Genomic DNA, 26202 nt, shown 5'->3' on the forward strand with positions numbered 1-26202 from the left:
GCTCATACTTTTCTTTGCCATCCCCAGCTCCCGTCGATGATGCGTCGACGCACCTGACCGGAGACCTGGTCGATGATCACGGTGATGACCACGACGACGATCAGCAGCATGCCGACCGCGCCCCACTGCCGGTACTGCACGTTGTCCACCAACATGCTGCCGATGCCGCCTGCACCGATCAGACCGAGGATGGCCGACGCACGGACGTTGATCTCGAAGCGATAGAGCCAGAAGGCGAACACCTCGGGTGCGACGTCGGTCCACAGTCCCCACCGCACGATCTGGGCCGTCGAGCCGCCTGCCGCTCGGGCCGCTTCTATCGGACCTTTCTCCGCGCCTTCGATGGCCTCGTAGCCCCACTTGCCGAGGGTGCCGACCGAGCCGATGGCGATGGCGAGTGCGCCGGTGAACGCGGTCAGCCCGGTGACAGACAGGATGAGGATGGCGATGACGACCTCGGGGACTGCGCGAATGACGGCGAACACGATGCGCAGCGGCCATCGCAGCCAGAGCGGCCCGATGTTCGCGGCTGCGAGGAAGCTCAGCGGAAACGACACGACGATGCCGAGCACCGTTCCGAACCAGGCCATCTGCACCGATTCGATGGTGGCCGAGACGGCCTTGCCGAGTGCGGACACGTCCGGTGGCACGAACATCAGGCCGGCGTAGCGCACCAGGTTCTGCGGCAGGTCCAGCAACCTGTCCCAGCGAATCTCGATGCCGTACAACGACAGTGCGAACACGGCGAGGATGCCCACCCACACGGCGGTGCGCAGGGGGTTGCGTGGTTTGCGCGGCCGGGCCGGAGTGGCACGGGTGGTGCGGTCGATGACGGTCATCCGACCAACTTTCGACGGGCCCAGGACGAGAGCAGCTCCAATGCCAGGACGATGACGAGAATCTCGAGGATGATGAGGCTGAGCTGGTGATACTTGTAGAAGGTCCGAACATTGTCGATGAGCATGCCGAGTCCGCCTGCACCGACGAGTCCGATCACCGCCGACGCGCGTACGTTCAATTCCAACGTGTAGAGACTCTGCGATACGAAGGCGGGAAAGATCTGCGGCGCAACGGCACTGCGATCCGCTGCGATCCAGGAGCCACCCGCCGCGAGAGCGGCTTCCTGCGGTCCGCGATCGACCGAGTCCAACGCCTCGGAGACGAGCTTGACGATGATGCCGACGTTGAACACGATCAGCGCCAGAATTCCCGACAGCGCCCCGGTGCCGACCACCGCGACCAACACCGCCGCGTACAGCAGATCCGGCACTGCGCGAACGACATTCATGATCCCGCGCACGACCGTCAGCAGCGGCCGGTTCGGGTTGGTCACGCGTGACGCCGCGAAGCTCAACGGAAACGAGATCGCGGCACCGATGGCGGTCGCGATGACGGCCATCTGCAGGGTCTCGAGGATGGCGTCGACGGTCTCGGGAAAGAACCAGTAGTCCGGCTGCATCAACTGGATCAGCTTGCCGGTGGCGTTGCCCCAGTTGTCGATGATGTCACCGAGGTCGGCACCGACACCGACGCCCGCCCACACCGTGATCAGTCCGATGACGGCAAGTGTCACAACGGTTTTCCATGCCGAACGCGGCTTGACCGGGCGAGTTGCGAGCGGCGCACTCACAGCTCTGCCTTTGCTTCCAGCACGTCCTCGGCGGTCAGCGAGCGGCCGTAGATGCTCTCGAACACTGCTTCGTCGGCGTCGCGGCCATGGCCGTCGAACACCACCTTGCCGTCGCGCAACCCGATCAACCGATCGCCGTAGCGGCGGGCGAGATCGAGGAAGTGCAGGTTGACCACCACGGTGATGCCGAGTTCTGCGTTGATGCGCTGCAGGTCTCGCATGACGACGTGTGACGTCGGCGGATCGAGCGAGGCCACCGGTTCGTCCGCGAGGATCACCCGCGGTTGCTGTGCCAGTGCCCGGGCGATGGCGACCCGTTGCTGCTGACCGCCGGAGAGCGACGACGCCTTCTCGTAGGCCTTGCCGACTATCTCGACGCGCTCGAGGGCCTGCATGCCCAGTTCGGTGTCTTCCGCGGACCAGGCACCGAGCAGTGTTCGCCACATCGGCGAGCTGTGCAGCCGGCCCATCATCACGTTGTTCAGCACGCTGGTGCGCTTGGCCAGGTTGAAGCCCTGGAAGATCATTCCGACGTCTCCGCGCAGATCGCGTAACCCTTTGCTGCTCAGGTTGTTCACGGCGCGATCACCGACGGTCACGGTGCCGGAGGTGACCGGAACGAGGCCGTTGATGGTGCGGATCAACGTGGACTTTCCTGCCCCGGACAAGCCGACGACGGCAACCATCTGACCCGCCGGAATATCCAGAGTCACTCCGTCGAGCGCAGTGTGGCCGCCCGCGTAGGTGACCGAGACGTTGTCGAATGCGATGCCGTCGCCGCTCATTTGATCAGTTCCCCAGGCCGATGGAGTCCGCCTCGGTCTGCGCCTGCTGCAGCGCTGCGGGGTCGGCTTTGTCGAGCCCGGTGATCTGGTAGATCGCCGTCAGGGCCTCGACGCCCTCGGGGGTGGACGCGTAATCCTCCATCGCGTCCGAGATGCGCTGCTGCAGATCAGGGCTCAGCGAACTGCTGATCGAGACGCCGTCGTTGGGGATCTCGTTGGTCAGTGCGAACACCACCAGGTTCTTCGCCACATCGGGGGTGTCGGCGACGACGGTCTCGCGGGCATCCCAGAACGACACGCCCACTTCGTCGTCGCCGTTGTTCACCGACAGCACCGCTGCCGGGTGCGAGGTGACCTGCGTCAGGTCCAGATCGGCGGTGGAGTCGATGCCGGCCTCTTTCAATGCAGCAGAGGGGAAGACGAATCCGGCCGAGGACGCGGACTGCAGCATGACGGTCTTGGCACCGTTCATCTCGCTCAGCGAGTCCAATCCGGCCGGGCCCGTGCCGCTTTCGGTTCCGTTGCAGTACAGCAGGCCATTGGCTCCGGTGACGGGAGCATCGTCGCAATACTTGTCGGGGTTGTTGGTGTAGAACTGCGCGGCGTAGGTGGTCTTGCCCTTGCGCACGGTCTGCAGAGCCGGCTCGGCCCCGTACTTGTTGCAGGCCTGCACCATCTGCAGCGGCGGCAGCATGCCGATCTGGGCTTGGTTGGCACCGATGGCCTCCACCGCCGCCTGGTAGTCCTGCGTGATGACCCCGCGGACCGGGATGCCGAGGCGCTCGGTGAGCGCATCTTGCAGCGGTTTGACGGTTTCGACGAGCTTGTTGGCGTCGCCCGAGGGGACGAGTGCCAGCGTCAGCTCCGACGGGTCGGCTGCATCAGCAGAGCTGGACCCGGTACAGGGCGACGCAGCCGAGGATTCGGTGGTGGACTCGTCGCGGGCTCCGCATCCGGCGAGCGAGGCGGTGAGCAGTCCGGTGGCAACCACCGCGAGCAAGGGAGTGCGGATTCTCATGACTGTCCTTCGTGGGTGAGTGCGAATGCTGCTGGATCGGTCGACCATTCGAGAAGTTCGTCGTACATCGCCGGAAACGACGAGGCGGAGAAGGTCGACTCCGGGCGGGGGTGACCGTGGCGGTCGATGTAAGCCGTGACGGCACCGCGCCGATGCGGTGCGTCGAGGTCGTTGCGCCAGATGTCGCCGACACTGGCCAACAGATGGGGTGCTCGCGTGCCCAGTAGTGAGTCCACCAGCGCGGGCATCATCTCGGGCTTGCCTGCGTCGGTGACGACACGATCGATAGCCGCGGTCAGACCGAGCCGGTCGAGGGTTTCGATCACGCCGCGCTGCGGGGCATTGGTGGCCAGGACCACGTCGGCGCAGACGCGATCGAGAAAATCCGCGAGCCCGGACGGTGCCCACACCTCGAGCTCACCTGCGGCGAGGCGCTCGCGGGACTGCGCGTAGGCGGCGGCGAGAACGGCAGCGTCCACTGCCACCGACAGCTGCTGGACGGCGGAGTAGCCGTCGAGGTCCTCCCCCACTCCGCGGTCCAGGAAAGCCGTCAACCCGGCACGGAGAGTTGCGGCGGAGATGCGGTCGAGAGATTCGGCCACCGCGTCGGCATAGGCCCAGACCGGGTCGTCACCGAGGCAGACGGTGCCGTCGAAATCGAGGAGGAGGATCGGTTGGTGCACGTGAGAGACGCTAGACCCGCCATGAACGATCCGTCCATAGATTCTGAATCTATGAAACAAGCGTTCACACGGCGTTAACCGGAGCCCCTTCACGGCACCGAGTCGCTCCGATCGGGATACTGGAACTCGTGAGCACTCCCCACCCCGTCCCACCCACCGCGACCGACGTTCTGGTCGTGGGCGCGGGCCCCGCAGGATCGTCCGCTGCGGCATGGGCCGCGCGATCCGGCCGCGACGTCGTCCTGGCCGACGCGGCAGTCTTCCCCCGCGACAAGACGTGCGGTGACGGGTTGACGCCACGTGCCGTCGCCGAGCTCGATCAGTTGGGTCTGGGCGAGTGGGTGCGCGGCAAGGCGCGCAACCGGGGACTGAGACTGAGCGGATTCGGCCAGGAACTACAACTCGAGTGGCCGAGCAGATCGCTGCCGACCATCGGAAGTGCCGTTCCCAGAACCGAATTGGACAACAGGATTCGCGTCGCCGCGGTCGAATCCGGGGCCGTCATGGCCGAGGGAGCCAAGGCTGCCGCCGTCACCCGCGACGGCAATTCGGTCCGTTCTGTCACACTCCAGACCGCAACCGGAGCCCACGAGATCTCCTGTCGCACACTGATCGTCGCCGACGGTGTCCGTTCCACTCTGGGCAAGCAACTCGGGCGACAGTGGCATCGCGACACCGCATTCGGCGTCGCGGCCCGCGCCTACATCGACTCGGGCCGCAGCGACGACGAATGGATCAGCTCACACCTCGAATTGCGCGATGCCGCAGGCACTCTGCAGCCCGGTTACGGCTGGGTCTTCCCGCTGAACGACGGGACCATCAACATCGGCGTCGGCACCTTGGCCACCGCCAAGCGGCCCGCACCCGGAGCGCTGCGCCCGCTTCTCGACCTCTACACCCACCAGCGTCGCGGCGAATGGGACCTCAGCGGGGAGCTGCGCGCGGTGGCGTCGGCGCTGCTGCCGATGGGCGGAGCGGTCTCGGGAATCGCGGGCACCAACTGGGCCATCATCGGTGACGCCGCAGCTTGTGTGAATCCGCTCAACGGCGAGGGCATCGACTACGGACTCGAAGGCGGCCGCATGGTCGTCGACCTGCTCGATCACCCCGACCTCACCGACGCGTGGCCCACCCTGCTGCGCGAGCACTACGGACAGGCATTCTCCATCGCTCGACGCCTCGCCGGACTGTTGACCGTACCGAGATTCCTGCCCGCAGCGGGACCTGTGGGCATGCGATCACGGGCACTGATGAAGGTTGCCGTCCGCTGCATGGGCAACCTCATCACCGAGGCCGACAGTGACCTCGTCGCCCGTACCTGGCGAACATCGGGAAGCGGATCGCTGAAAATCGATTCCCGGCCGCCGTTTTCGTGAATGCTCGCTCGCTCCCGCCGTTCACCGGAAGAATGTCGCTATGAATACCGATGCTGCAGTGGCTGTGGTCGATCTTGTTCTCCGGTACGGATTCGTCGATCGAATGGACGAGGCGAATGCCGAGTTGGAACGTCTCGGCTGGATTCCGGAGCCGATAGATGGTGACGGGAGCTGTCTCGACACCAAGTGGCAGTACCCGTCGTCCGACTACATGTGGCGGGTGTATTCGGGGCTTGCCGGCGCGGAGTTCTCGGTCGGCCTGATGGTCAACACAGATCTGGACTCGAAGGCGATCGCGCTGGCTGATTCGATCCGGTCCGTCGTCGAGCACTGGGCCTCGTCCAATGAGGCTCGCCACACCCGCGAGGGCGCATCGGAACTGTGGACCGATGACGTCCGCATGATCGAACTTCAGGTGCTCCCGGGCTCTCCCGCCGGACCAGGTAAGGCCATACCTCCTGCGTTGCAGTTGGTTGTGTCGAACGAAGAGAAACCGTAACCGAGCAGCAGCGCTATGGTCGAGTTGCCTTGTGCAGCGCCACGATTCCGCCGGTGAGGTTGCGCCACTGCACGTCGGTCCAGCCGGCGTCGGCGATTCGCTGTGCCAACTGTTCCTGCGTGGGCCAGGCACGGATGGACTCGGCGAGATAGACGTACGCGTCGGGGTTACTACTCACCGCGCGAGCGACTTTCGGCAACGCCTTCATCAGGTACTCCATGTACACGGTGCGGAACGGACCGAACACCGGCGTGGAGAATTCCGAGACGACGAGCCTGCCGCCGGGCTTGGTGACGCGGGCGATCTCGCGCAGTCCGGCATCGAAGTCGGAGACGTTACGGAGACCGAAAGAGATGGTGGCGGCGTCGAAGCTGGCGTCGGCGTAGGGCAGTGCCATCGCGTCGCCTGCGACCATCGGCACACCTCGCTGCAGCCCGGCCTGCAACATGCCCTTGGAGAAATCGGTGGCCACACACCAGGCTCCGCTGCGGCCGAGTTCGACGGTGGAGACACCGGTGCCCGCAGCAAGATCGAGCACCCGCTCGCCGGGTTTCAGATCCAACGCTCGTCGAGTGAGCTTGCGCCAACTGCGGTCCTGCCCGAACGACAGAACCGTGTTGGTGATGTCGTATCGACGGGCGACGCCGTCGAACATCGACGCCACCTCGTGGGGCTCTTTTGCCAGGGTTGCGCGTGATGTCTGGGCCACGCAGTCCAGACTACTCAAGCAATCTTTTGCACCCGCGGAGCTGTGATGCCTTGCACGTCGTAGTAGTGCGAGATCAGCTCGTCGCAGATGGCCGGCCAGGTTCGGTGCAGCACCGATTTGCGGGCTGCGTCACCGAATCGTGCCCGGGTGGTGGGTTCGGCGAGAGCTCCTACGGCACTGGGCAGCAGCTCGGTGAACTTGTCGACCGGCAGCAGGTAGCCGTTGCGGCAGTGCGAAACCAGATCGCGAGGTCCGCCGGCGTCGGGTCCGATGACGGGAACGCCACTGGCGAGGGCCTCTTGTACTGCCTGGCAGAAGGTTTCGTGTTCGCCGGGGTGGACGAAGATGTCGAAGCTGGCGTAGGCCCGAGCGAGTTCGACGCCGCCGAGTTGTCCGGTGAAGATCGCCCCGGGCATCAGGGCCTGCAACGCCGCGGTGTCGGGTCCGCCGCCGACGATCACCAGCTGGATCGACTGGTCCGTGGCCAGGACTGCGAGCCGCTCGACGTGCTTCTCCGGGGCGAGCCTGCCGACGAAGCCGACGATCAGTTTGTCGCCGGCTCCCCACTGACTTCTGAGCGTCGCGGACTTGGCCGAAGGTGCGAAGCGGACGGCGTCGACTCCTCGCGCCCACCGGTGCACGCGCGGGATGCCGTGCAACTCCAACGCGTCGACGGCCGAGGTGGACGGTGCCAGGGTGCGGGCCGCGCCGCGGTGCAGTCTCCTGGTCCAGCGCCACGCGGCTTTCGAGGTGAGGCCCAGGCCGTAGCTGGCGGCGAATCCTGCGACGTCGGTCTGGTAGACGGCGACCGCGGGCACGTCCAGCCGGTTGGCGGCGGCGAGACCGCCCGCTCCGAGCAGGAACGGTGACGCCAGATGCACGACGTCGGGGGCGAAAGCGCGCATCGCCGAGACCATGCCGAGGCCCGGCACGCCGACGGGCAGCGAACTGACTTTGGGGACCATGATCGACGGCACCCGGTGCACCGGAACGTCGTCGTGCCACGTCGCGGCTCTGGGGCCGGACGGATTGTCCGGGGCGATGACGATGGCGTCGTGCCCCGTCTTGTCGAGGTGTTCGAGGACACGGATCACCGAGTGGGTGACGCCGTTCATGTTGGGCAAGAACGATTCCGCAACGATGGCTACTCGCACGATCCTCAGTGTGGGCGGCCCCGCAGTCGGCCAGGTATGGACAACGTTACGTGTGGGCCAACGTCACACGAATTGCGCGAGCACCCACGACGGATTCGGGTTGGTGCGGTGTTCGGAGCCCACGAACACCGTCGGAACGGTCTCGTTTCCGTCGTTGACCGACCGAACCCGCGCGGCCGCAGCGTTGAATGATCGTTCCGCAGGCTCCACTCCTGCCGGATCATTGCGGATATTCACCCACACGGCTTTCTTTCCGCGCAGCAGCAGCGCTACCCGCAACCGCAAGCAGAAGATGCATCCCGGACGCCAGTAGATCAGCGGCACCGACCTCTGCGTCGCCTGAGCGCGCGAGGCGTCGTCGGACAGGGAACTCGGATACAGCACCGGCGTCGTCAGAACCAGAACGAACACGACGGCGAGCACCATCACCACGATCGAAGACGCGATGTTGCCGAAGTTCACCAACGCGAACCCGGCCACTGCGCCGAGAGAAATGAGGCCCCACAGCTTGGCATCACGCATTGTTCGTCTCCTTGCGACGTAACCAGAACAACACCGGGCCGGCGATCAACCAGGTGACGACGATGACGGATCCGGCCGGAACGATAGCGACGGTAGCGTCTCGACCCGCGACGCGAACCAGCTCGACGTCCGAGTCGGCCTTGTAGTACTCGACCTCGATGCGTTGACCGGCGATGAGGTTGGTGGGATACAGCACGCCGAGCGCCGGGTTGTGTGTCACGCCGTCGGGGGTGATGAAGCTGACGGCCGAGCGCAACTTGCCCGCGGACAGCACCTCGGCGGTGGCGGTGCCCTTGTCGGAATCGATGGTGACGTCGTTGCGCCAGGCTCCGACCACCAGAAGCACGGCAAGCACCGAAATCGCAACGGCGACCACGAGCACGACCAGCCGGGTCCTGTACAGCGTTCGGCTGGCTCTGTCGGTATCGGTCACAGCGATCAGGTTACTTCGCAGCCGACGCGACTCCGCTCGGGTAGCGTCTGCACTCATGTCGCGCAGCTTCGAGTTCACCGTCGAATCGTCCAATCCCCCCGCCGACGTGCATGCAGCACTCACCAGCGAGGACCAGTGGCAGGCACGCTTCGCCAAAGCGAAGAAGACGGACGGATACGAGCTGACCAAGCACGAGGACGGCGGCCTGACCGTCGACATCTCCGAAGAGGTCGGCACCTCCGAACTCCCCGGCTTCGTCACGAAGGTGATCAAGGGAAAGCTGATCGTCTCGCGCACCGATCACTGGGGACCGCTCGAGGGCGACCGGGCCGAGGGGACGCTGACCGGCGGCACCACCGGATTGCCCGCAAAGGTGAGAGGCACCCTGTCGTTGCGACCCAACGGCACCGGCGCGAAACTGATCGTCAAGGGTGACTCGACCGTGAAAATCCCGATCGTGGGCGGCAAGATCGAGGACCTGATCAACAAGATGATCAAGGACATGATCGACCAGGAAACCGGCGAAACCCTCGAATGGGTTGCGGCGCAACAGGGTTAGCAATTCCGGCGGCCTCGGCCTGCAATTTACGCTCTACTTCAGGACCCGAAACCGAGGACCGCCCGGGCCGCCTTCTGGAGTGGAGCATCCGCTGCGACAGGACCTCGGCGCATTCGGACCGCCATGTACTGAGTGACGCCGGCCAGTTACTCGGCGTAGGAAGGACAACGCTCAGCGAGAACCATCAGCCACTGCTGCCCACTGCCGGACATCTCGGATGTAATCGATACCGACTCCCACACAGTCGGATCGAGGCGTGCGCGAACCTCCGGTTCCCGCCAGTACTTGAAGTAGCGCGGAAGATCGAGCTTTTCGTTACTCCATTCCTCGCCGTCGCCTTCTTTGAGGGTGAAAGCAAGCATCCCGCCGGGACGCAATGCCGCGGCTGCCTTGGCGATAACGGCATCGAACTGAAGCGAATTCAAATGCAGGAGGACAGCGTTGGCGAAGATTCCGTCGTACATCCCACCGAAAACGTCCGTGACGATGTCGAGCTTGCGAGCCGAGTAACCGTCCCTCTCCATCATGTCGACGAAAGCCGCCGCCCCGTCGCTCCGCTCGACCCGAAGACCACTGCGCTCGAGCTCGGCTGCGTGCCAACCGGGTCCACTTCCGAGTTCGAGCACCAGGCCCTCATCGACCTGTGCAACGAACTCATCGATGAACGGCTGCCACGCCCGCGTCGAATCGCGTCTCGTTCGCTGAACGTACAAATCAGCAGCCGATTCGTAACTCGTAAGGGTTCTATTCACTCGTCAGCTCCTTAGTACGGTCGACCGAGTTCTGTGATCAGGCCGCGAGAATCTGTTCACGAAGTATGTCGGCATGGCCGCAGTGGTGGGCCAGTTCTCTGAGCACCTGAAGATATACCCAGTGCACCGTACGAGGCCCGCTGCGATGACCCGTCACGACGGCATCGAGTGGCACGTCGGCTACTACCGCTCGAGCAGTTTCGCACGCCTGTCTGTGCGCCGCGATGACACCGTCGATGGTGTCGTCATCGACGACGACGAAGGACTCCGCGGGATTGCGAACCAGACCCAGCGCAACCCTGGTCCCACCCCCGATGCACTCCTCGAACCACACTCGCTGCATCCATGTCACATGCTTCAGCAATCCGAGAAGCGTTGTGGCAGAGGGAACCAATTGTCGGCGTGCCTGCTCCTCGGTGACACCATCGAGGGTTGCCTCGATCGCGATCCGGTAGTCCTCGATGAACGCCTCGAGCTGAGTACGGTCATCGTCCACCAGTACCTCGAATGCACCCGTCACAGGCTTCCCTTCCCAGCGAAGATTCGGTCGGGCACGTACACACGCCCTACAGACGCGCCCTGATCGCCGCGTGCAGGTCCCGCAGTCCCGATCGCTCGGTGGTCACTTCCAGCACCCTGATTCCCGTGGCATGGCCGGTGAGTTCGGTTGCCAGATCAGCCAAGTCGACCAGTCGATGCTCCACGCGGTAGGCACCGCACAGCGCGCCGAGGTCCATGCCGTGGGGCGTGCCGAACACTCTCTCGAACACCCCCGCGTACTGCGGGTCGCCCTGTTCGAGGAGCTCGAAGATGCCGCCGCCGTCGTCGTTGGCGACCACGATCGTCAGGTCGTCGGGACGCGGTTCACCGGTGCCGATGAGCAGGCCCGCCGCATCGTGCAGAAAGGTCAGGTCACCGAGAAGTGCCACGGTGCGCCGCTTTCCGGCCATCGCGGCACCGATGGCCGTCGAGACGGTGCCGTCGATACCGGCCACGCCTCGGTTGGAGAGCACCTTCACGTCCGAGTTCGGAGTCGCCACCAGGGCCGCGTCGCGCACGGGGTTGGAGGCTCCGAGCACCAGCTGGTCTCCGGGCTGCAGCGCGGACATCACCACGTCGGCCACGTGCAGCCCCGTGGGCTTGGGATGCTCTCGAAGTTGTTCGTGCACAGCCAGTTCGGCCTTCTCGGACAGAGCGGCGCAACGCGCGATCCAGGCCGGGTCGGGAGCTCCGGTGGTCACTGCGCGCGTGCCGGTCGCCAGGACGTTGCCGGAGACGTCGGGCCAGCGCGGTCCGGTGGTGAGCGCGATGACGTCGACTGCGGGGTCGGCCAGCAGAGCCGAGACCTGGCGATGCAGCGTCGGCCGCCCGGTGATCACGGCCTGGCGCGGCTTCAGCTGCGCAAGAGCCAAGGGATGCAACGGGATTCCGTGCAGGGGTGCGGTCGGCTCGGCGACGGTCGGCAGCCCGGCCAGCTCGGGACGCACGGCACCGCCGTGACCGGAGACGACCACGGTGTCGACCGTCAGATCCAGTTCGACGGGAACGTCCAGTGTCGCCTGGGTGGTGGAAGTCCACGGCATTCCGTCGGGCCGGCCCTCCGGACGCGCGCCGGGGTCGCCGATCGCGGGTACCAGAGGCTCACGCAACGGGATGTCGAAGTGCACCGGCCCGGCGTTGCCGGAGCGAGCGCCGCGAGCCGCGGCGATGACCCGCGAGACCGCACTGCGCCACTGACTGTTCTGCTTGGGCCCTTCCTCGGCGAGCCCGAGGCTGATCGTCGCGCGAACTTGGGATCCGAAGAGGCCGAGCTGCTCGATGGTCTGGTTCGCGCCGGTGCCGAGCATCTCGTACGGGCGGTTGGCGCTGATGACGATCAGCGGAATGCGTGCGTAGTTCGCTTCGAGAACCGCAGGCCCCAGATTGGCCACCGCGGTTCCCGATGTCATCACCACGGGGACGGGCTGACCGCTGCCCAGGCTCAGGCCGATGGCCAGAAAGCCTGCGGTTCGCTCGTCGATCCGCATGTGCAACCGCAGGCGACCGGCGACGTCCGCCTCCTGCAACGCGAACGCCAACGGGGCGTTCCGCGAGCCGGGACACAACACGACGTCTCGGATCCCGCTGCGCGCCAGTTCGTCGACGACTGCGGTGGCCTGTGCGGTGGACGGATTCACAGTTTCCAGAGTGTCAGACGCTTCGGTCGGACGCCGCAACCGGGCTTTGACAGTATGAAGGTGTGCGTACAGTCTTTCGGCCCGACGAGGTCGCTCCCGGTCGCTTCTACCAGCTCCTGACCGCTTCGGTGGTCCCTCGGCCCATCGCCTGGGTCTCCACCGTCTCGGCCGACGGTGTGGCGAACCTCGCCCCCTACAGCTTCTTCACGGTCTCGTCGACTGTGCCGCCGGTCGTGCAGTTCACCTCGGTGACCCGCAAGGACAGTCTGCGCAACATCGAGGCCACCGGCGAGTTCGTCGTGAATCTGGCCACTGCACCGTTGGTGGATCAGGTCAACAGCAGCTCGGCGAGCTTCGATCACGGCGTCAGCGAATTCGAGGCCGTCGGCATCGAGAGCGAGCCCAGCACCGTCGTGACGCCACCGCGCGTCGCGGCCGCACCGATCGCCATCGAGGCGACGCTGCATCGCGTCGTCGAGGTCGGCAACTGCTTCGTCGTCATGGGCAACGTCGTCGCACTGTCGGTGCGTCCCGAATATCTGGCCGAGGACGGCCTCCCCGAGTTCGACGCCATCGCCCCGCTGAGCCGGCTCGGCCGTTCCGAGTGGGGGCTGCCGCCCGAGGTTCGTGAGATCGAGCGGCCTTCTTGATTCGCTGGTCGCTGCTGGTTCTCGTCACCGTCGGCCTGACCGTCGGCGCGGACGCTCTGGGGATTCCGTCGGCAGCTCTGTTCGTCGCGCTGCTGGTGGCGGTGATCTTCGCTCTCGCAGGCTGGGCACCGACCACGGGCACCGAGCGCGCTCCGCTGCCGCGACGGCTCGGCATGGTGGCTCAGGCGGTGCTCGGTGTCGAGATCGGAACGCTGGTGCAGCGAGACACGCTCAGTTCACTGGGCGACGCCTGGTTGCCGGTGCTGCTGGCCTGCGTCGGAACGCTTCTGTTGTCCATCGCCGCGGGCGCACTGCTGGGACTGCGCAAGGACATCGATTCACTGACCGGTGCGCTGGCACTGGTCGCGGGCGGCGCGTCGGGCCTGGTGGCCATCGCCCAGGAACTCGGCGGCGACGAACGCGTCGTCGCGGTGGTGCAGTACCTGCGGGTCGTTCTCGTCACCACCACCCTGCCGCTGGTGGCGACGCTGGTGTTCAGTGCCCAGCCCGGTCAGTCGACGATGCTCGCCGATTCCGGAGCTCCGCTGTACGTGGACCTGGCCTTCGTGCTGGTCTGCGGCGGGGTGGGAGTCCTGCTCGCACTCGCGCTTCGATTTCCCGCTCCGGCCCTGCTGGGGCCGCTGATCGCCGCGACGTGCGCCGACGTTGCCGGGGTGTCCTTCGACGCATCGGTTCCCACGTTGCTGCTGTGGGCGGCGTACATCGTGATCGGGTGGCAAGCGGGTCTGCGATTCACCGTCGCGAGCCTGAAGTCCATCTCGCGGGTGCTGCCGTCCGCGTTGTTGCTCATCATCGCCGTCACCGTCGGGTGCGCGGTGCTGGGCCTGTGGTTGGCCTCTGCGACGGGCACCAGCGGATACGAGGGCTACCTCGCCACCACCCCCGGTGGGGTGTACGCGGTGTTGGCCATCGCGGCATCGACCGGAGCGAACGTGACGTTCGTCGTTGCCGCACAGATCATCCGAGTGTTCATGATGCTGTTCGCAGTGCCGATGGGAGCGAAGGTCGTCCAGCACTACCGACGGGATCGACCCGAGTGAATCGACGCGACCCCATTCATAGTTAGGGTCCACTAATCTCACCGGCATGGCCAAGTACCTCAAACCCGATCACCCGGCGTTCTACCGTCTGCACGTTCTCGCATCCGAACGGATCAGTTCCGGTTTCGTCAGAATCACCCTCGGAGGCGAGTCGCTCTCGGACTACCGCTACATGGGCTACGACCAGTGGTTTCGACTGTTCCTGCCACAGCCGGGGCAGCGTGAACCCCGCATACCCAGCACGACCTCCAAACTCTGGTACGCCCAGTATCTGACCTTCTCCAAGGACACCAAGCCGGTGGTCCGCAACTACACCGTCCGCGACTTCCGGCCCGCAGGCCAGGGCCGGGTCAGCGAGGGTGCGGAGATGGACGTGGACTTCGTCGTACACGGCAGTGAACACGGCGAAGCAGGTCCGGCGTCGTCGTGGGCTGCGCAGGCCGCTGCCGGGGACCGCGTCGCGATTCTCGACGAGGGACGCATCTACAACCCCGACACCGAATCCTCATGGCAGTTGCTCGTCGGCGACGAGAGCGCAGCTCCGGCCATTCTCGGAATACTGCGATCCTCGGCCGAGGACCTGCGGGCCGTGGTGTTCATCGAAGTCCCCACCGAGGCCGACGTCCAGCATCACCACGTGCCCTCAGGCGTCGAGCTGAACTGGATCGTGCGCCCCAATGCGCATGCCAAGCCCGGTGATGCGGCACTGGCCGCCGTGCAGAAAGCCGAACTTCCCGGCGGCACCCCGTTCGTCTACGTGGCGGGCGAGCAGGGCTTGGCGACGGGCCTGCGCAGATACCTGGTGAACGAACGCGCAGTACCGAAATCCAGCATCTGCTTCACCGGATACTGGAAGTTCGGTAAAGCCGCCGGATAGCACTGGATTAGTGTCATCTCACATGTCCGGCTTGGGAAAAGGTCACACGGTCGTCACCGACTCGGTCGAGGTGGACGGCGCGTCGTTCGCCTCGCTGCGCGCCCGACCCCTCCCCCGCGCCGAACGCTACGAACTGGGTCGACGCCTGCGCGAGAAGGTACCGATCGCCTCCCTGGGTGACTGGGCGGCACCACTGGATCGACCCGACCCGGTCAAGCAGATCGAATACTCCCACCAGGGCCGCATCGAATGGCTGATACCGACGCGTCTCGAGCGGATGATCGAGTCCCCCTACGGCTTTCTGCGTGGCACGGCCATCGTCATGGCCCGAGACGTGGCGATGCTGCCGTCGACCGGCATCAACCCGGTCATCAGCGGCGACGCCCACCTCGGCAACTTCGGCTTCTACGCCTCGCCGGAACGAGACCTCGTCATCGACCTCAACGACTTCGACGAGGCCCACCCGGGAGCCTGGGAGTGGGATCTACGACGCCTCGCCGCGAGCATCTGGGTGGCCGGCAGGCAGAACGGCCGTACCGAGGATCAGTGCCGAGACGCCGTCACCGCCTGTGTGTCCGCGTACCGAATCGAGGTGGCCAGACTTGCCGACGAGCCGCTGATGTCGCGTTCGTTCCAGCGTCTGACGGCCGAGAAGCTGCAGCGCGACGCCACCGAGGGGTCGCTGCGCAAGGAGATCAAACGCGCCACCAAGAAGGCGCGTCGACGCACCAGTGACCGCGTTCTGCCGCGTTTCACCGAGAAGCACGACGGCAAGCGCAGAATCGTCGAGGAGCCGCCGATCACCACGCGCATCTCGGCGAAGGACGAGGAACTTCTCGCCGTCGGACTGGACGAGTATCTGCTCACCCTCACCCCGCACTGGCGTCGAGTGCTCGGTGGATACACGTTGATCGACGTGGCGCACCGCGTGGTGGGCGTCGGCAGCGTCGGCCTGCGGGCGTACGTGGCTCTGCTCGAGGGCACCAGCGAGGACGACGTCGTGTTCCTGCAGCTCAAGCAGGCCAGACGTTCGGTGCTCGCGCCGTACGTGCACGGCGAGTCGGCCTGGCACGATCACCAGGGGCAACGCGTCGTCGAATATCAGCAGGATCTGCAGACCGTCAGCGATCCGCTACTGGGCTGGACGACCATCGCCGGACGGCAGTACTACGTGCGGCAGTTCCGCAACATGAAGGGGACGATCGACCTGTCGTCGATCGATGCACCCGCGCTGGTCGACTACGCACGGGTGGTGGGTCGTCTGCTGGCCAAGGGTCATGCGCGCACCAGTGGCGCGTCGATGATCTCGGGGTACACCGGCGATTCCGATGCCCTCGAGGTGGCGTTGTGCCGCTTCGCGCAGCTGTACGCGGATCAGACGGAAGCCGACTGGGAGTGCCTACGGCAGTGGCGTGGTTGAGTGCCGCAGGGGGCACGGGAGCGGAGCCTGCGGAGTGACCCGCAGGCTCCGACCACGCCACTGCGCGGAGCGCACTACGCGTGCTTGGCGACCAGGTCACCCACGCGAGGCAGTGCCTCGGTGACGTTCTTCTTCGCCGAGCCACGCAGGCTGCCGTAGAACTTCTTGACGACGGACTTGTCGGTCTCCTCGATGCGCGCATCGGTGACCGCGAGCAGCGCGTCGGATGCGGCGTCGCCGTTGGCGACGAGGTAGTCACCGAACGTGCCCTGGGGGGCAGCGTTGTACGACTGCCAGAACGGGTCGAGCTTGTCGACGAAATCGGGCCACAGAGCCGAGACCGCGCTGTCGATGTACGACGGCCCGACCTTCTTCACTGCGCCGTATCCCCCCTTGACCGCGAGACCACTCGCGCCCTTCTTGTCCGCGACCTCGGCGTCGATCAGTGCCAGGACATCGACGCGCAGAGCGTCGGCCTTCGACTCGTCGAGCAGCGAATCCTTGAGTGCAGCAACCACTTCGAACTTCCTCCCAGATGTGTCAGCGGCCCCACGCGGACCGGGCGCAAGACTACCGCAGAAGGGCGTGGCAACGCCGAACTCGCTCGATCCACCACTGGGTGCGATCGGCGTCGGCATCGAGCTCGATCAGCGCCCGAGGGTCGGGTTCGAGGCTGCCGACCGGGTACGTTCCGTCGACCACCTCCGGCGCCGGTGCCACGTCTCGAACGAACAGTGCGCCCGTTCCCAGACCGCAGGCGAACTCGAGGTGCGGCAGCGCCGCGGCAGCGGCCAGCCCCGACGAGATTCCCACCGCCGAATCCAGTGCACTCGACACCACCACCGGAACGCCGTACTCCCCCAGCTCGCCTGCGAGTTCGAGCACCGCGCGCATTCCGCCGAGCGGGGCGACCTTGAGCACCGCGATGTCGGCTCCGCCTGCTCGAACGACCTTCATCGGATCCTCGGCTCGGCGAATGCTCTCGTCCGCTGCCACGCGAACTCCCGGAGCCCTTCGACGAAGCTCGACGAGTTCGGCGACGGTGGCACACGGCTGCTCGGCGTACTCGAGCGGACCGTCGGCGGTCAGGGCCGTCAGTGCCGCTATTGCCTCGTCGACAGTCCAGCCGCCGTTGGCGTCGACACGAACGCGCGGAACCAGCTCGCGGACCGCGCGCACCCGGGCGACGTCGTCGGCGAGTGTCTGCCCCTTCTCGGCCACCTTCACCTTGGCCGTCTCGGCACCCGGAGACCGGCTCAGCACGGATGCCACCTCCGCGGCAGCCACGGCGGGAACGGTCGCGTTCACCGGGATGCGTCGGCGCAGTGGGCTCGGCGGTCCGTCCCACGCGGCCTCGATCGCCGACGCCAACCACGGAGCGGACTCGACGTCGTCGTACTCGGGAAACGGAGAGAACTCACCCCACCCGGCCGGTCCGCGAACGAGCATCACTTCACGGGTGGTGATGCCGCGGAACTTGGTTCGCATGGGCATCGAGAGCACATGCGCGCCGTCCAGAACGTCGTCGATCGGGGGGATCACTGCTGCCCCGGGAGCAACTGCACCATCAACGCCTCGCAGTCGGCCAACAGGTTGCCGTCCAGATCCGTGAGCCGAGCGTTGATGAACGTCTTGCGTCCCTCGACCCGATCCACCGCGCCCTCGACGACGAGCTCGGTGTTCAGCGGCGTCACCTTGCGGTAGTTGATGTGCAGATACGCCGTCCGGCTGATGGGCCTGCCGTAGGCGTGCTGGATCAGGCCGAAGAGGTCGTCGAAAAGCAGTGGCAGTGTGCCGCCGTGCGCGGCGGAGTTTCCACCGAGGTGAAAGCGGCGGAACATGCCCCGACTACGGACACCGTCAGCGTCGATCTTCTCGATGATCCATGGCATCAACAGCAGCGAGCCGCGGCCGGGCAGCCGCGGAACGCGCCCGGCCGTCTGGCGGCCCTCGGCCACCACGTGCGGGCTCAACAGCTCGATCAGTTCCCTGGCCTTGCCCGCAGCCGCCTCGGTCACGTCGGCCGGCAACGAGGTGGACACCGCCAGATCCTGCACCGTGCGCAGCGCCTCGAGCAGCTGCCCGTACTCCGGCCCCACCTTCGCGGGCACGAAACGCGGGAAGCCCCCATGGTGGTCGTAATCGCGGTCGAGCTCGATCGGGTCGGTCATGACTGCACGCTAGCTGCACCGACCGTTCGGCATGGAGTCAACCCCGGCCACCGTTAAGCTGGCGCCCGTGACCTTCACTCCCGCACTGTGGCGTCCCGTTCCCGGCTTCGAAGACCTGACCGACATCACGTATCACCGCCACGTGTCCGACGCGACCGTGCGAGTTGCGTTCGATCGTCCCGACATTCGCAACGCTTTCCGGCCGCACACCGTCGACGAGCTCTACCGCGCCCTGGAGCATGCACGGGTGAGCTCCGACGTGGGAACGGTGCTGCTCACCGGAAACGGACCGAGCAGGAAGGACGGCGGCTGGGCGTTCTGCTCCGGTGGCGATCAGCGCATTCGCGGTCGCAGCGGCTATCAGTACGCAGACGGGGAGACGGCCGACACCGTCGACAAGGCCCGCGCCGGACGCCTGCACATCCTCGAGGTGCAGCGCCTCATTCGCTTCATGCCCAAGGTGGTCATCTGCTTGGTCAACGGCTGGGCAGCAGGCGGCGGGCACAGCCTGCACGTGGTGTGCGATCTGACTCTCGCGAGCCGCGAACATGCCCGGTTCAAGCAGACCGACGCGGACGTCGGCAGCTTCGACGGTGGTTACGGCAGTGCGTATTTGGCGAAGATGGTCGGGCAGAAGTTCGCCCGCGAGATATTCTTTCTCGGCGAGACGTACTCGGCCGAGGAGATGCACCGCATGGGCGCAGTGAACAAGGTGGTCGATCACGACGAGCTCGAGAACACCGCGATCGAGTGGGCTGCGAAAATCAACGCGAAATCGCCTCAGGCACAACGAATGCTGAAGTACGCCTTCAACCTGCAGGACGACGGCCTCGTGGGCCAGCAACTGTTCGCCGGTGAAGCGACCCGCCTGGCCTACATGACCGACGAGGCGGTGGAGGGTCGCGACGCGTTCCTCGACAAGCGCGAGCCCGACTGGTCGCCGTTCCCCCGATACTTCTGACCTACTGGTGATTTCGACGTCGAACCGCCGAAACCACCACAGTGCTGTGGGCGCTCTACGAGCCTGGTTCACCCAGCCCTACGACTATCGCTGGATGGCGGACTTCCAGAACTCCCGGCCCGCCGGGAAACTCATCCGGTGGGTGTTGGCATGCCTGACACTCAATTTCGGTGTGCTGGCGGTGGTGTCGCTGTTCTCCGAGGGCACCACACGCAGCCCGGTCACCGTCGCCTGGAAAGCAGGTCTGGTCGTGATGGTCGTGGCCGTCAGCGCGGCCTGGATCACCAGACCGTTTCCCGGCCGACTCGGGGTGGTGGCCTTTGCGGTCTTCGCCGATCTGGGGACGGCGTCGACGCTGTGGATCAATCCGCTCGCGGACGCCCTTCTGACGTGCACGCTGTTCGCCGTGATCGGAACGTTCTGCACGTTCTGCCTCAGCCCCCGCTGGCTGCTGGCGCACCTGGTGTTCGCGGTGGCATGCACACTCGTTGCCGCGGCCGTGACGTACTCGAGCGGGGAGGTGGACATCGCGTCACTGATCTTCCGGACGAACGTCGTGCTTCTCACGATCGCCGCCGTTCCGCTCGTCTCGCATCTGCTGATCACCATCTTGACCGACGATGCGCGCAGTTCGTTGCTCGATCCGCTGACCGGCCTGCTCAATCGTCGCGGTCTCGACGCGGCCATCGACGATGTGTGGCCACTGGGCCGAGAAAAGGATCGGTGCTCGGCGGCGGTGATGATCGACATCGACCGCTTCAAATCCGTGAACGACCTGTACGGGCACGAGGAAGGCGACGCGGTCATCCTGCGCGTCGCCGAACGTCTGCGCGCACACCTGGGCAAATACGGCGTGGTCGCGCGCACCGGTGGAGAAGAGTATCTCGCCGTCGTCTCGACGTCCCGACTCCACATCGATGCACTTATCCACGGGGTGCGCCGAGCACTGCGCGATCCCGAGGATCCCATCGCGGTGACGGTCAGCGTGGGGGCTGCGATTCTGCACGCGGATTCACCGGTGTGGAATCAGAACATCGACACCGTGACGCGGGCAACGCGGATGGCGGATTCGATGATGTACGAGGCGAAGGCCGCAGGCGGTAACCGAATCGCGACGACCGAACTGTGAGAGTGGAGCCTGCGGAACGACTGTCGCCGATCGTGGTATCCATGCGGGGTGGACATCCTCGCTTCTCGGACAATTCTCCGACCGGTCGACTACGAGAGGACTCTCGAGTTCTACCGTGACGGTCTCTCGTTGGCGGTGTGTCGCGAATACCCCGGCGGGACGGTGTTCTTCGCAGGTCAGGGTCTGCTCGAGGTCGCTGCGCACCATCGCGGCGACGAATCGGGGTCGTTCTCCGGTGCGCTGTGGTTGCAGGTACGCGATATCGACTCTGCTACAAAGGAATTGACGGCCGCCGGCATCGAAATCGTGCGTGAGGCCAGGACGGAGCCGTGGGGCCTGATCGAGATGTGGATCGAGGATCCGGACGCGATTCCCATCGTGCTCGTGCAGATCCCGCAGGATCATCCGCTGCGGCGGGACAACCGCTAGCCGTCCGACGCGTGGTCGGCGATCGCGCGCAGCACCGCCGTTGCCGACTGCGGCCGCGACCACAGATACCCCTGAGCCAGAGTGCAGCCGAGCTCGAGCGCAGCGTCGGCCTGTTCGCGGCTCTCGATGCCTTCGACGATCATCGTCAGATCGAGGTCCTTCGCCACTCCGGCCAACGACTTGATCATCGCCCGTCCAGCCACGGTGTCGACGAACCGCGTCAGGTGCCCATCGATCTTGATGCCGTCGGGCTGCAGCGTCACCAGCCGTTCGAGTGAGGACCAGCCCGAACCGAAATCGTCCAGCAGCACCCGAAAGCCCAGCCGATGCACGTCGTCGATGTGCCTGCGCAGCAGCGGCCCCGGCGTCACGGCAGTGGTCTCGGTGAGCTCGAGAGAAATCGACGACGGCGACACCCCGGAGGACGCGATGGCGCGCTGCAACTGACTGACACCGTCGGGGTGCGCCAGGTGGCGTCCGGAGATGTTGACGGTCAGCCGCAGGTCCGGACGATGGACGTGCCACTTCTTCATTTCGGCCGCGGCCTGCGCGAGCACACTGAGGTCGACGTCGATGATCAGTTCACTGGCCTCGGCGAACGGCACGAAATCCGCAGGCACCACCATCCCTCGGGTGGGGTGGTGCCAACGCGCCAACGCCTCGAAGCCGACGACCTCCTCTGTCCGCAGATCCACGATCGATTGGAACCAGGGGACGATGTGGCCGTCGGCGATGGAGTCGGCGATGTCGTTGTCGCTCCCGAGCCGGATGACGCCCGATCCGACGCGGCGATGCAGGTCGAGTTGTTCCTCGAGTACCGACGCGAACTGTTCGAGTTCCCGCATCTGCTCACCCGAGAGCGAGCGCGGCGTGCGATCGAGCAGGCAGAGTGTGCCGATCACCAGGCCCTCTCGCCCCCGCAGCGGAACCGACGCGTAGGACGCGATGCCGTTGTCGTCGAGGATGGCGCGCTGCCGGGTGGTGGCGTGGATGCGTCCGTGCGCCACGACGGCGGGTTCGCCGGAGCGCACCACGTCGTCGCAGAGGGTGTCGGCTCGTACCACCGTCGACACCGGCGGTCCGCCGACGTTGACCAGCGTGTACTGAGTGTCTTCGTCGAGCACGTTGAGCTGGGCGATGGCGAATCCGACGCTGCGTGCGGCGAATTCGACCGTCGATCGCAGAGCAGGCGTCGTCGCCTCGACATCGAGGTATCGACGAGCGGAATCGCTCTGCCGGCGAGACTGGGAGCGCGCGGTGTCCGCGACCTCACCGTCCACCGGCATCACCTCGCAACGAACTGCCGGGCCCGTTCTGGAACCGGATCCAAGTGAGCTTAACCGTGCCACATCTGCAGTTTCGACCGATAGCCCATCCGAGAGTGGTCACAACGACGGATAGCGCGTGTGCAGCAGCCGATGTCGCAGCACCGCAGCGGCGAGTCGCTTGCCTTCTTCGGTCGCGACCGCGCCCGACGGCTGCGGCCTCGACGCGTCTGCCGGTTCCGGCAACTCGAACGCCCCGAGGGCGCTCAGCTCGGCAACCAGGGTCCGAGCGAGCGGCTCGGCATGCTCGGCAGCGGGCTCCTCGCCGGAATGGGTCCACCCCTCGGCGCGCAGCAGACGCGCCAGGTCGTCTGCCGTCGCCTCCACGTCGGCGACATCGTGACCGACGATCATGCGCGCGAGAACGACCTCCGCGGCAATCGTGTCCGGGTGATATTCGGTGCCGACGATTCCTGCGGTGAGCACCCGCCAGAGCCCGTCGGAGCTGAGCTGCCGGGTTCGGGCCGTCGGTACCAACCGCCCGGCGGAACGACGCAGCAGACGCACCCGCATCAGGAGGCGTCGGACAATCAGTACCTTCTCGGTGTCGAGTTCGCGGCCGACATGCACGGGACGTTCGGCCGGAGGAAACACGGTGTTCGCGATGCTCGCCACCAACTCGTCCGGCAGGTACCCGGCGTCGGTCAACGCGACGCCGTCCCCGATGCATCCGATGAAACTCTCGAGCCTGCGCACGCAGCCGTATACCGGCTCGGCGGCCTCGTGCAGCGTCCCGCGCAGCCCCAGATACAGCTCGGCCCGCGGTGCGCTGTAGTTGCTCCACAACTCGATGCGGTGATCGAGAAGCTGTTCGAGCAGGACGGCCTCGGAGTCGTCCTTGCCTCGATCGGACGTCAGCACAGCATCGGTGACGCCGCGTCGACGCATGGCCTGTGCGTTGGCACCGAGCGGTCGCCCACCGGGCTTCGACGGCTCGAACTCGCCGGCGATGGTCGCCACTTCCAGTGTCTCGCCGATCTTTTCGACGATGGCCCGCTCGACGCCGGTCGGGGCGTCCTGCCAGGTGACGAGCTCGGTATCGACGGCGGCGATGCCCGATTGTTCGGTGGCGGCGCGATAGTGCTGCAACCACACGGCGTCGTCGGGTGTTCGCACGAGCTCCTCGGTGACGGCGCTTCGGGCGATCTCCGCGTATCCGACGCGACCGAGCCGGTCGAGTAGCTCGCCGAGCGCACGGGCGATATCGACCGCACGATCGGGCCCCTCGGCCGCGTGGCGGAGATACACCCACAGGTAGGTCTGCACGGAATGTTGCGTCGGGCCCGCGGGCGGAGACACCTCGACCAGACCGTCCCACCCCAGGCGCGCGTCGGCGGCGAGCGCGGGATCGACGGAATCGAAGTACGACAGAGCTGCCCACACCGCGTCGTCCATGCCCGATCCCTTCACGATGTTCCACTGTTCCACAGCGACTCGATGTCGGGTGACAACCGCGGGTGCGCCCGTCCACGATCGAGCCGACCGACTAGCCTCGAGTCCGTGCTCGAGAGCGTATCCATTCCGTCGGGGCCTGCAGCGGCGGAGATCATGCCGCGGCTGAGCCGGATGCTCGCAGGCGACGGCCCGGCCCTGCTTCCCGTGCCCGCCGACGATCCGCGTGAGACCGAGCGCCTGCACGACGCACTGGCACCGGGAACCCCCATCGACGACGGCGTCGCCCTGGTCGTCGCGACCTCCGGGACGACGGGCGTCCCCAAGGGAGCCATGCTCTCCGCGTCAGCACTGGTGGCCTCCGCGACGGCCACCGAGGAACGTCTCGGCGGACCGGGGTCGTGGCTACTGGCGTTGCCCGCACACCACATCGCCGGAATGCAGGTGCTGCTGCGCAGCGTGCTCGCCGGAACCTCGCCCATCGTCATGGACGTGTCGAGAGGTTTCGATCCCACCGCTCTGATCGACGCCGTGGGATCGATGTCGGGACCCATGCGCTACACCTCACTGGTTCCCGGGCAGTTGGTGAAGGCATTCGAGATCCCCGAAGCGATCGCGGCCCTCGCCTCACTGGACGCAGTACTGCTCGGCGGGGCCGCGACGCCGGTTCCACTGCGAGAGAAGGCACACGACGCGGGAATCCGGTTGGTGAGGACCTACGGAATGAGCGAAACTGCCGGCGGCTGCGTGTACGACGGAGTTCCACTGCACGGCACCGTCGTACGCATCGACGATGGCCGGGTCGTGCTGGGTGGAAAGACCCTGGCCTCGGGCTACCGCGGGCTACCCGATCATCCGGCGTTCGCCGAACCCGGATGGTTCCGCACCGACGACGCCGGAACCATCGTCGACGGGGTCCTGAGCATCTCCGGACGACTCGACGAAGCAATCTCGACCGGCGGACTGACCGTCGTGCCGCAGGTGGTCGAAGCAGCACTGATCACGCATCCCGCGGTACTCGAATGTGCAGTCGTGGGATTGCCCGACGAGCGACTGGGCCAGAAAATCGTGGTCGCAGTCGTCGCCTCTGCTCCGGTGACATTGGCGGACCTGCGCTCCCACGTCACTGCCTCGCTGGACATCACCGCCGCGCCACGAGAATTGTTTCTCCTCGACTCACTGCCGACACGAGGTCCGGGAAAACTGAATCGGGCGGAACTGCGAACTGTGCTGGAGAAGCGCTGAGCTGAGTCCCGTTCGGCGCTGCGTCCCCGGGTTCGGCGCTGCGTCCCGGGTTTGGCGCTGCGCCCCCGGTTGACCGCTGCGGCCTTCGGTTGACCGCAAACGCGCGCGCGTTTGTCAGGTGCGCGCGGAATCGTCAGCGAACCGGTGGCGAAACTGCGCGCGTTCAGCAAAGGCGCGCGCGTTTGCGCCGGAGTGGTCATTCGAGCGGCGTGCCTTGATGGTGCACCAGTTCCCATCCGGTGTCCGTGCGCCGCCACAGCGAGGTTCTACGTGCGCGCATCTCCGACGTTCTCGAAATCCACTGCAGCAGCACATAATCTGGACCGATCACCCGTCCGATCGGTTCGATCACTTCGATCTCGACGGGGCTTTCGCTGCCGAGCATGTCGAGTATCGACGACTTGTCCCACATCGTGCCCGAGGCTCCGACCTCGGTGAAGTCGTCGGCGAGCAGACGGGCCAGCCTCTTGCGATCGCGTCGACATTCGGCAGTCTGCAACTCTCGTTCGAGGTCGAGAACCGTCGAGAGGTCGTTGTCAGCGCTGGGTCGACCGGCAGAGTCCGCAGGACGCCGGACGAGCCCTCTTCGAGGCGGTGTACGAGGTGTGGAGCAAACTCCCCGAGGACTCGCGACCGAAGCTGGTGCTGTTCGGCGAAAGCCTGGGTGCTTACGGCGGACAGGATGCGTTCAGCGGCGCGCAGGACATGATCGCGCGCATCGACGGTGCCCTGTGGGTCGGCAACCCGAACTTCACGCCGCAGTGGGCGCGTATCACCGGTGGACGCGACGCCGGGTCCCGCGAGATCCTGCCCGTCGTCGACGGCGGCGAGCACGTTCGCTTCGCGAGTTCGTCCGGGGATCTCGACATCGGCGGACCCTGGGAAGAGCCGCGAATCGTGTACTGGCAGCACGCGTCCGATCCCATCGTGTGGTGGTCACCGGACCTGATCCTGAACCGGCCCGATTGGCTACGAGAACCCCGCGGTGCCGACGTCGACCCCGGAGTGCAGTGGTTCCCGTTCGTGACCTTCTGGCAGTTGACCTTCGATCAGGTCTTCTCCACGAACGTCGACGACGGACACGGCCACAGCTACGGAGCCGACGCCGTGAACATGTGGGCCGACATCCTCGAGCCGCCGGGCTGGTCCGACGCCGACGTGAAGCGGTTGTACGAGAAAATGGCGGGCTGAGGCGTCGACTGATCGGTTGCCGGCCCGCCATTTTCTCGTACAACCGCTTCACGT

28 protein-coding genes and 2 pseudogenes are annotated in these 26202 nt (G+C 65.9%); 12 read left to right on the forward strand and 18 right to left on the reverse strand.

The features are described 5' to 3' along the window. Positions 1-2: 2 nt before the first annotated feature. Genes phnE (CH251_RS07185) through CH251_RS07205 form a run of 5 tightly spaced genes read right to left on the reverse strand, consistent with a single transcriptional unit; the run spans position 3 to position 4116 of the window. Positions 3-839 carry a phosphonate ABC transporter, permease protein PhnE gene (phnE, locus tag CH251_RS07185; RefSeq protein ID WP_094612502.1) on the reverse strand — a complete coding sequence of 279 codons (837 nt, stop codon included), beginning with the start codon at positions 837-839 and terminating at the stop codon, positions 3-5. Continuing rightward, positions 836-1630, reverse strand: coding sequence for a phosphonate ABC transporter, permease protein PhnE (gene phnE / locus CH251_RS07190; protein WP_094612503.1), 795 nt, complete (start codon positions 1628-1630; stop codon positions 836-838). Before phnE (CH251_RS07190) ends, phnE (CH251_RS07185) begins: the two co-directional genes overlap by 4 nt. Then, positions 1627-2415, reverse strand: coding sequence for a phosphonate ABC transporter ATP-binding protein (phnC, locus tag CH251_RS07195; RefSeq protein ID WP_094612504.1), 789 nt, complete (start codon positions 2413-2415; stop codon positions 1627-1629). Before phnC ends, phnE (CH251_RS07190) begins: the two co-directional genes overlap by 4 nt. 4 nt (positions 2416-2419) lie before the next feature. Then, positions 2420-3433: a phosphate/phosphite/phosphonate ABC transporter substrate-binding protein gene (phnD, locus tag CH251_RS07200; RefSeq protein WP_094612505.1), complete on the reverse strand. Its 1014-nt coding sequence runs from the start codon at positions 3431-3433 to the stop codon at positions 2420-2422. Beyond that, entirely contained in the window at positions 3430-4116 is a 687-nt protein-coding gene (locus CH251_RS07205) for a hypothetical protein (RefSeq protein WP_094612506.1), read from the reverse strand. The genes phnD and CH251_RS07205 overlap by 4 nt, the downstream gene beginning before the upstream one ends. Positions 4117-4244: 128 nt before the next feature. On the opposite strand from CH251_RS07205, the gene CH251_RS07210 reads away from it, so the two are divergent. Further along, complete coding sequence (locus CH251_RS07210; RefSeq protein WP_094612507.1) at positions 4245-5492, forward strand: geranylgeranyl reductase family protein; 1248 nt, start codon at positions 4245-4247, stop codon at positions 5490-5492. Between the two features lie 40 nt (positions 5493-5532). Beyond that, a complete protein-coding gene (locus CH251_RS07215) occupies positions 5533-5991 on the forward strand; it encodes a hypothetical protein (RefSeq protein ID WP_094612508.1) in 459 nt (152 codons plus the stop codon). 13 nt (positions 5992-6004) lie between these two features. Here the strand turns inward: CH251_RS07215 and CH251_RS07220 are convergent, their stop codons facing one another. The 4 genes from CH251_RS07220 to CH251_RS07235 all read right to left on the reverse strand — a co-directional run bounded on the left by CH251_RS07220 (position 6005) and on the right by CH251_RS07235 (position 8809). Continuing rightward, positions 6005-6700, reverse strand: a complete 696-nt coding sequence (locus CH251_RS07220) for a demethylmenaquinone methyltransferase (RefSeq protein WP_082073920.1) — start codon at positions 6698-6700, stop codon at positions 6005-6007. A 14-nt stretch (positions 6701-6714) separates the two neighbouring features. Beyond that, a complete protein-coding gene (locus CH251_RS07225) occupies positions 6715-7854 on the reverse strand; it encodes a glycosyltransferase family 1 protein (protein ID WP_179273554.1) in 1140 nt (379 codons plus the stop codon). Between the two features lie 63 nt (positions 7855-7917). Then, positions 7918-8376 (reverse strand): glutaredoxin domain-containing protein, encoded by a 459-nt coding sequence (locus CH251_RS07230; RefSeq protein ID WP_094612509.1) that lies wholly within the window; start codon positions 8374-8376, stop codon positions 7918-7920. After that, on the reverse strand, positions 8369-8809 hold the full coding sequence (locus CH251_RS07235; RefSeq protein ID WP_179273555.1) for a DUF3592 domain-containing protein: 441 nt from the start codon (positions 8807-8809) through the stop codon (positions 8369-8371). Before CH251_RS07235 ends, CH251_RS07230 begins: the two co-directional genes overlap by 8 nt. A gap of 55 nt (positions 8810-8864) precedes the next feature. On the opposite strand from CH251_RS07235, the gene CH251_RS07240 reads away from it, so the two are divergent. Further along, positions 8865-9368 carry a DUF2505 domain-containing protein gene (locus CH251_RS07240; RefSeq protein WP_094612510.1) on the forward strand — a complete coding sequence of 168 codons (504 nt, stop codon included), beginning with the start codon at positions 8865-8867 and terminating at the stop codon, positions 9366-9368. 146 nt (positions 9369-9514) lie between these two features. On the opposite strand, the gene CH251_RS07245 is transcribed toward CH251_RS07240, so the two are convergent. Genes CH251_RS07245 through menD form a run of 3 tightly spaced genes read right to left on the reverse strand, consistent with a single transcriptional unit; the run spans position 9515 to position 12297 of the window. After that, positions 9515-10120 (reverse strand): bifunctional 2-polyprenyl-6-hydroxyphenol methylase/3-demethylubiquinol 3-O-methyltransferase UbiG, encoded by a 606-nt coding sequence (locus tag CH251_RS07245; protein WP_094612511.1) that lies wholly within the window; start codon positions 10118-10120, stop codon positions 9515-9517. 37 nt (positions 10121-10157) lie between these two features. Beyond that, positions 10158-10640, reverse strand: a complete 483-nt coding sequence (locus CH251_RS07250) for a DinB family protein (protein ID WP_094612512.1) — start codon at positions 10638-10640, stop codon at positions 10158-10160. Between the two features lie 46 nt (positions 10641-10686). Next, positions 10687-12297 (reverse strand): 2-succinyl-5-enolpyruvyl-6-hydroxy-3-cyclohexene-1-carboxylic-acid synthase, encoded by a 1611-nt coding sequence (menD, locus tag CH251_RS07255; protein ID WP_094612513.1) that lies wholly within the window; start codon positions 12295-12297, stop codon positions 10687-10689. A gap of 62 nt (positions 12298-12359) precedes the next feature. On the opposite strand from menD, the gene CH251_RS07260 reads away from it, so the two are divergent. The 4 genes from CH251_RS07260 to CH251_RS07275 are packed head-to-tail and all read left to right on the forward strand — an operon-like array spanning position 12360 to position 16305. Further along, the gene (locus tag CH251_RS07260) at positions 12360-12947 is read left to right on the forward strand and encodes a flavin reductase family protein (RefSeq protein ID WP_094612514.1); all 588 of its coding nucleotides are present in this window, start codon (positions 12360-12362) and stop codon (positions 12945-12947) included. Further along, positions 12944-14008 (forward strand): AbrB family transcriptional regulator, encoded by a 1065-nt coding sequence (locus CH251_RS07265; RefSeq protein ID WP_094612515.1) that lies wholly within the window; start codon positions 12944-12946, stop codon positions 14006-14008. Before CH251_RS07260 ends, CH251_RS07265 begins: the two co-directional genes overlap by 4 nt. A 46-nt stretch (positions 14009-14054) precedes the next feature. Continuing rightward, on the forward strand, positions 14055-14885 hold the full coding sequence (locus tag CH251_RS07270; protein WP_094612516.1) for a siderophore-interacting protein: 831 nt from the start codon (positions 14055-14057) through the stop codon (positions 14883-14885). A 22-nt stretch (positions 14886-14907) separates the two neighbouring features. After that, positions 14908-16305, forward strand: a complete 1398-nt coding sequence (locus tag CH251_RS07275; RefSeq protein ID WP_094612517.1) for a DUF2252 domain-containing protein — start codon at positions 14908-14910, stop codon at positions 16303-16305. A 74-nt stretch (positions 16306-16379) separates the two neighbouring features. Here the strand turns inward: CH251_RS07275 and CH251_RS07280 are convergent, their stop codons facing one another. The 3 genes from CH251_RS07280 to CH251_RS07290 are packed head-to-tail and all read right to left on the reverse strand — an operon-like array spanning position 16380 to position 18476. Beyond that, complete coding sequence (locus CH251_RS07280) at positions 16380-16823, reverse strand: hypothetical protein (protein WP_094612518.1); 444 nt, start codon at positions 16821-16823, stop codon at positions 16380-16382. A 52-nt stretch (positions 16824-16875) separates the two neighbouring features. Further along, the gene (locus tag CH251_RS07285; protein ID WP_373454925.1) at positions 16876-17799 is read right to left on the reverse strand and encodes an o-succinylbenzoate synthase; all 924 of its coding nucleotides are present in this window, start codon (positions 17797-17799) and stop codon (positions 16876-16878) included. 44 nt (positions 17800-17843) lie between these two features. After that, complete coding sequence (locus CH251_RS07290) at positions 17844-18476, reverse strand: PaaI family thioesterase (RefSeq protein ID WP_094612520.1); 633 nt, start codon at positions 18474-18476, stop codon at positions 17844-17846. Between the two features lie 67 nt (positions 18477-18543). Between CH251_RS07290 and CH251_RS07295 the strand changes: the two genes are divergently transcribed. From CH251_RS07295 to CH251_RS07305, 3 genes are read left to right on the forward strand one after another with little or no spacing between them, the layout of a single operon-like run. Continuing rightward, the gene (locus CH251_RS07295) at positions 18544-19437 is read left to right on the forward strand and encodes a 1,4-dihydroxy-2-naphthoyl-CoA synthase (protein WP_094612570.1); all 894 of its coding nucleotides are present in this window, start codon (positions 18544-18546) and stop codon (positions 19435-19437) included. A 46-nt stretch (positions 19438-19483) separates the two neighbouring features. Then, entirely contained in the window at positions 19484-20566 is a 1083-nt protein-coding gene (locus tag CH251_RS07300) for a diguanylate cyclase (protein WP_256978881.1), read from the forward strand. A gap of 48 nt (positions 20567-20614) precedes the next feature. Beyond that, entirely contained in the window at positions 20615-20995 is a 381-nt protein-coding gene (locus tag CH251_RS07305; RefSeq protein WP_094612521.1) for a VOC family protein, read from the forward strand. Here the strand turns inward: CH251_RS07305 and CH251_RS07310 are convergent. Together CH251_RS07310 and CH251_RS07315 are read right to left on the reverse strand one after the other, a co-directional pair. Then, entirely contained in the window at positions 20992-22275 is a 1284-nt protein-coding gene (locus CH251_RS07310; protein ID WP_256978882.1) for an EAL domain-containing protein, read from the reverse strand. The two genes, CH251_RS07305 and CH251_RS07310, sit on opposite strands and share 4 nt — an antisense overlap. A 105-nt stretch (positions 22276-22380) precedes the next feature. After that, positions 22381-23730, reverse strand: coding sequence for a hypothetical protein (locus CH251_RS07315; protein ID WP_094612572.1), 1350 nt, complete (start codon positions 23728-23730; stop codon positions 22381-22383). A gap of 138 nt (positions 23731-23868) precedes the next feature. On the opposite strand from CH251_RS07315, the gene menE reads away from it, so the two are divergent. Next, positions 23869-24957, forward strand: coding sequence for an o-succinylbenzoate--CoA ligase (menE, locus tag CH251_RS07320; RefSeq protein WP_256978884.1), 1089 nt, complete (start codon positions 23869-23871; stop codon positions 24955-24957). A gap of 196 nt (positions 24958-25153) precedes the next feature. Here menE and CH251_RS07325 read toward each other — a convergent pair. Further along, positions 25154-25465: pseudogene (locus tag CH251_RS07325) on the reverse strand (DUF4440 domain-containing protein); the annotation flags it as partial. 41 nt (positions 25466-25506) lie between these two features. On the opposite strand from CH251_RS07325, the pseudogene CH251_RS07330 reads away from it, so the two are divergent. After that, positions 25507-26148 (forward strand): annotated as a pseudogene (locus tag CH251_RS07330) (alpha/beta-hydrolase family protein); the annotation flags it as partial. Between the last annotated feature and the right edge of the window lie 54 nt (positions 26149-26202).

The organism is Rhodococcus sp. 06-462-5 (genome assembly GCF_002258315.1).
GTDB lineage: Bacteria > Actinomycetota > Actinomycetes > Mycobacteriales > Mycobacteriaceae > Rhodococcoides.

Excerpts from the sequence above, each read along its gene's own strand:
- phnE (WP_094612502.1), bottom strand. The coding sequence starts at position 839 with ATGACCGTCATCGACCGCACCACCCGTGCCACTCCGGCCCGGCCGCGC.
- phnC (WP_094612504.1), bottom strand. The coding sequence starts at position 2,415 with ATGAGCGGCGACGGCATCGCATTCGACAACGTCTCGGTCACCTACGCG.
- phnD (WP_094612505.1), bottom strand. The coding sequence starts at position 3,433 with ATGAGAATCCGCACTCCCTTGCTCGCGGTGGTTGCCACCGGACTGCTC.
- CH251_RS07215 (WP_094612508.1), top strand. The coding sequence starts at position 5,533 with ATGAATACCGATGCTGCAGTGGCTGTGGTCGATCTTGTTCTCCGGTAC.
- CH251_RS07230 (WP_094612509.1), bottom strand. The coding sequence starts at position 8,376 with ATGCGTGATGCCAAGCTGTGGGGCCTCATTTCTCTCGGCGCAGTGGCC.
- CH251_RS07240 (WP_094612510.1), top strand. The coding sequence starts at position 8,865 with ATGTCGCGCAGCTTCGAGTTCACCGTCGAATCGTCCAATCCCCCCGCC.
- CH251_RS07270 (WP_094612516.1), top strand. The coding sequence starts at position 14,055 with ATGGCCAAGTACCTCAAACCCGATCACCCGGCGTTCTACCGTCTGCAC.
- CH251_RS07275 (WP_094612517.1), top strand. The coding sequence starts at position 14,908 with ATGTCCGGCTTGGGAAAAGGTCACACGGTCGTCACCGACTCGGTCGAG.
- CH251_RS07285 (WP_373454925.1), bottom strand. The coding sequence starts at position 17,799 with ATGCCCATGCGAACCAAGTTCCGCGGCATCACCACCCGTGAAGTGATG.
- CH251_RS07290 (WP_094612520.1), bottom strand. The coding sequence starts at position 18,476 with ATGACCGACCCGATCGAGCTCGACCGCGATTACGACCACCATGGGGGC.
- menE (WP_256978884.1), top strand. The coding sequence starts at position 23,869 with ATGCCGCGGCTGAGCCGGATGCTCGCAGGCGACGGCCCGGCCCTGCTT.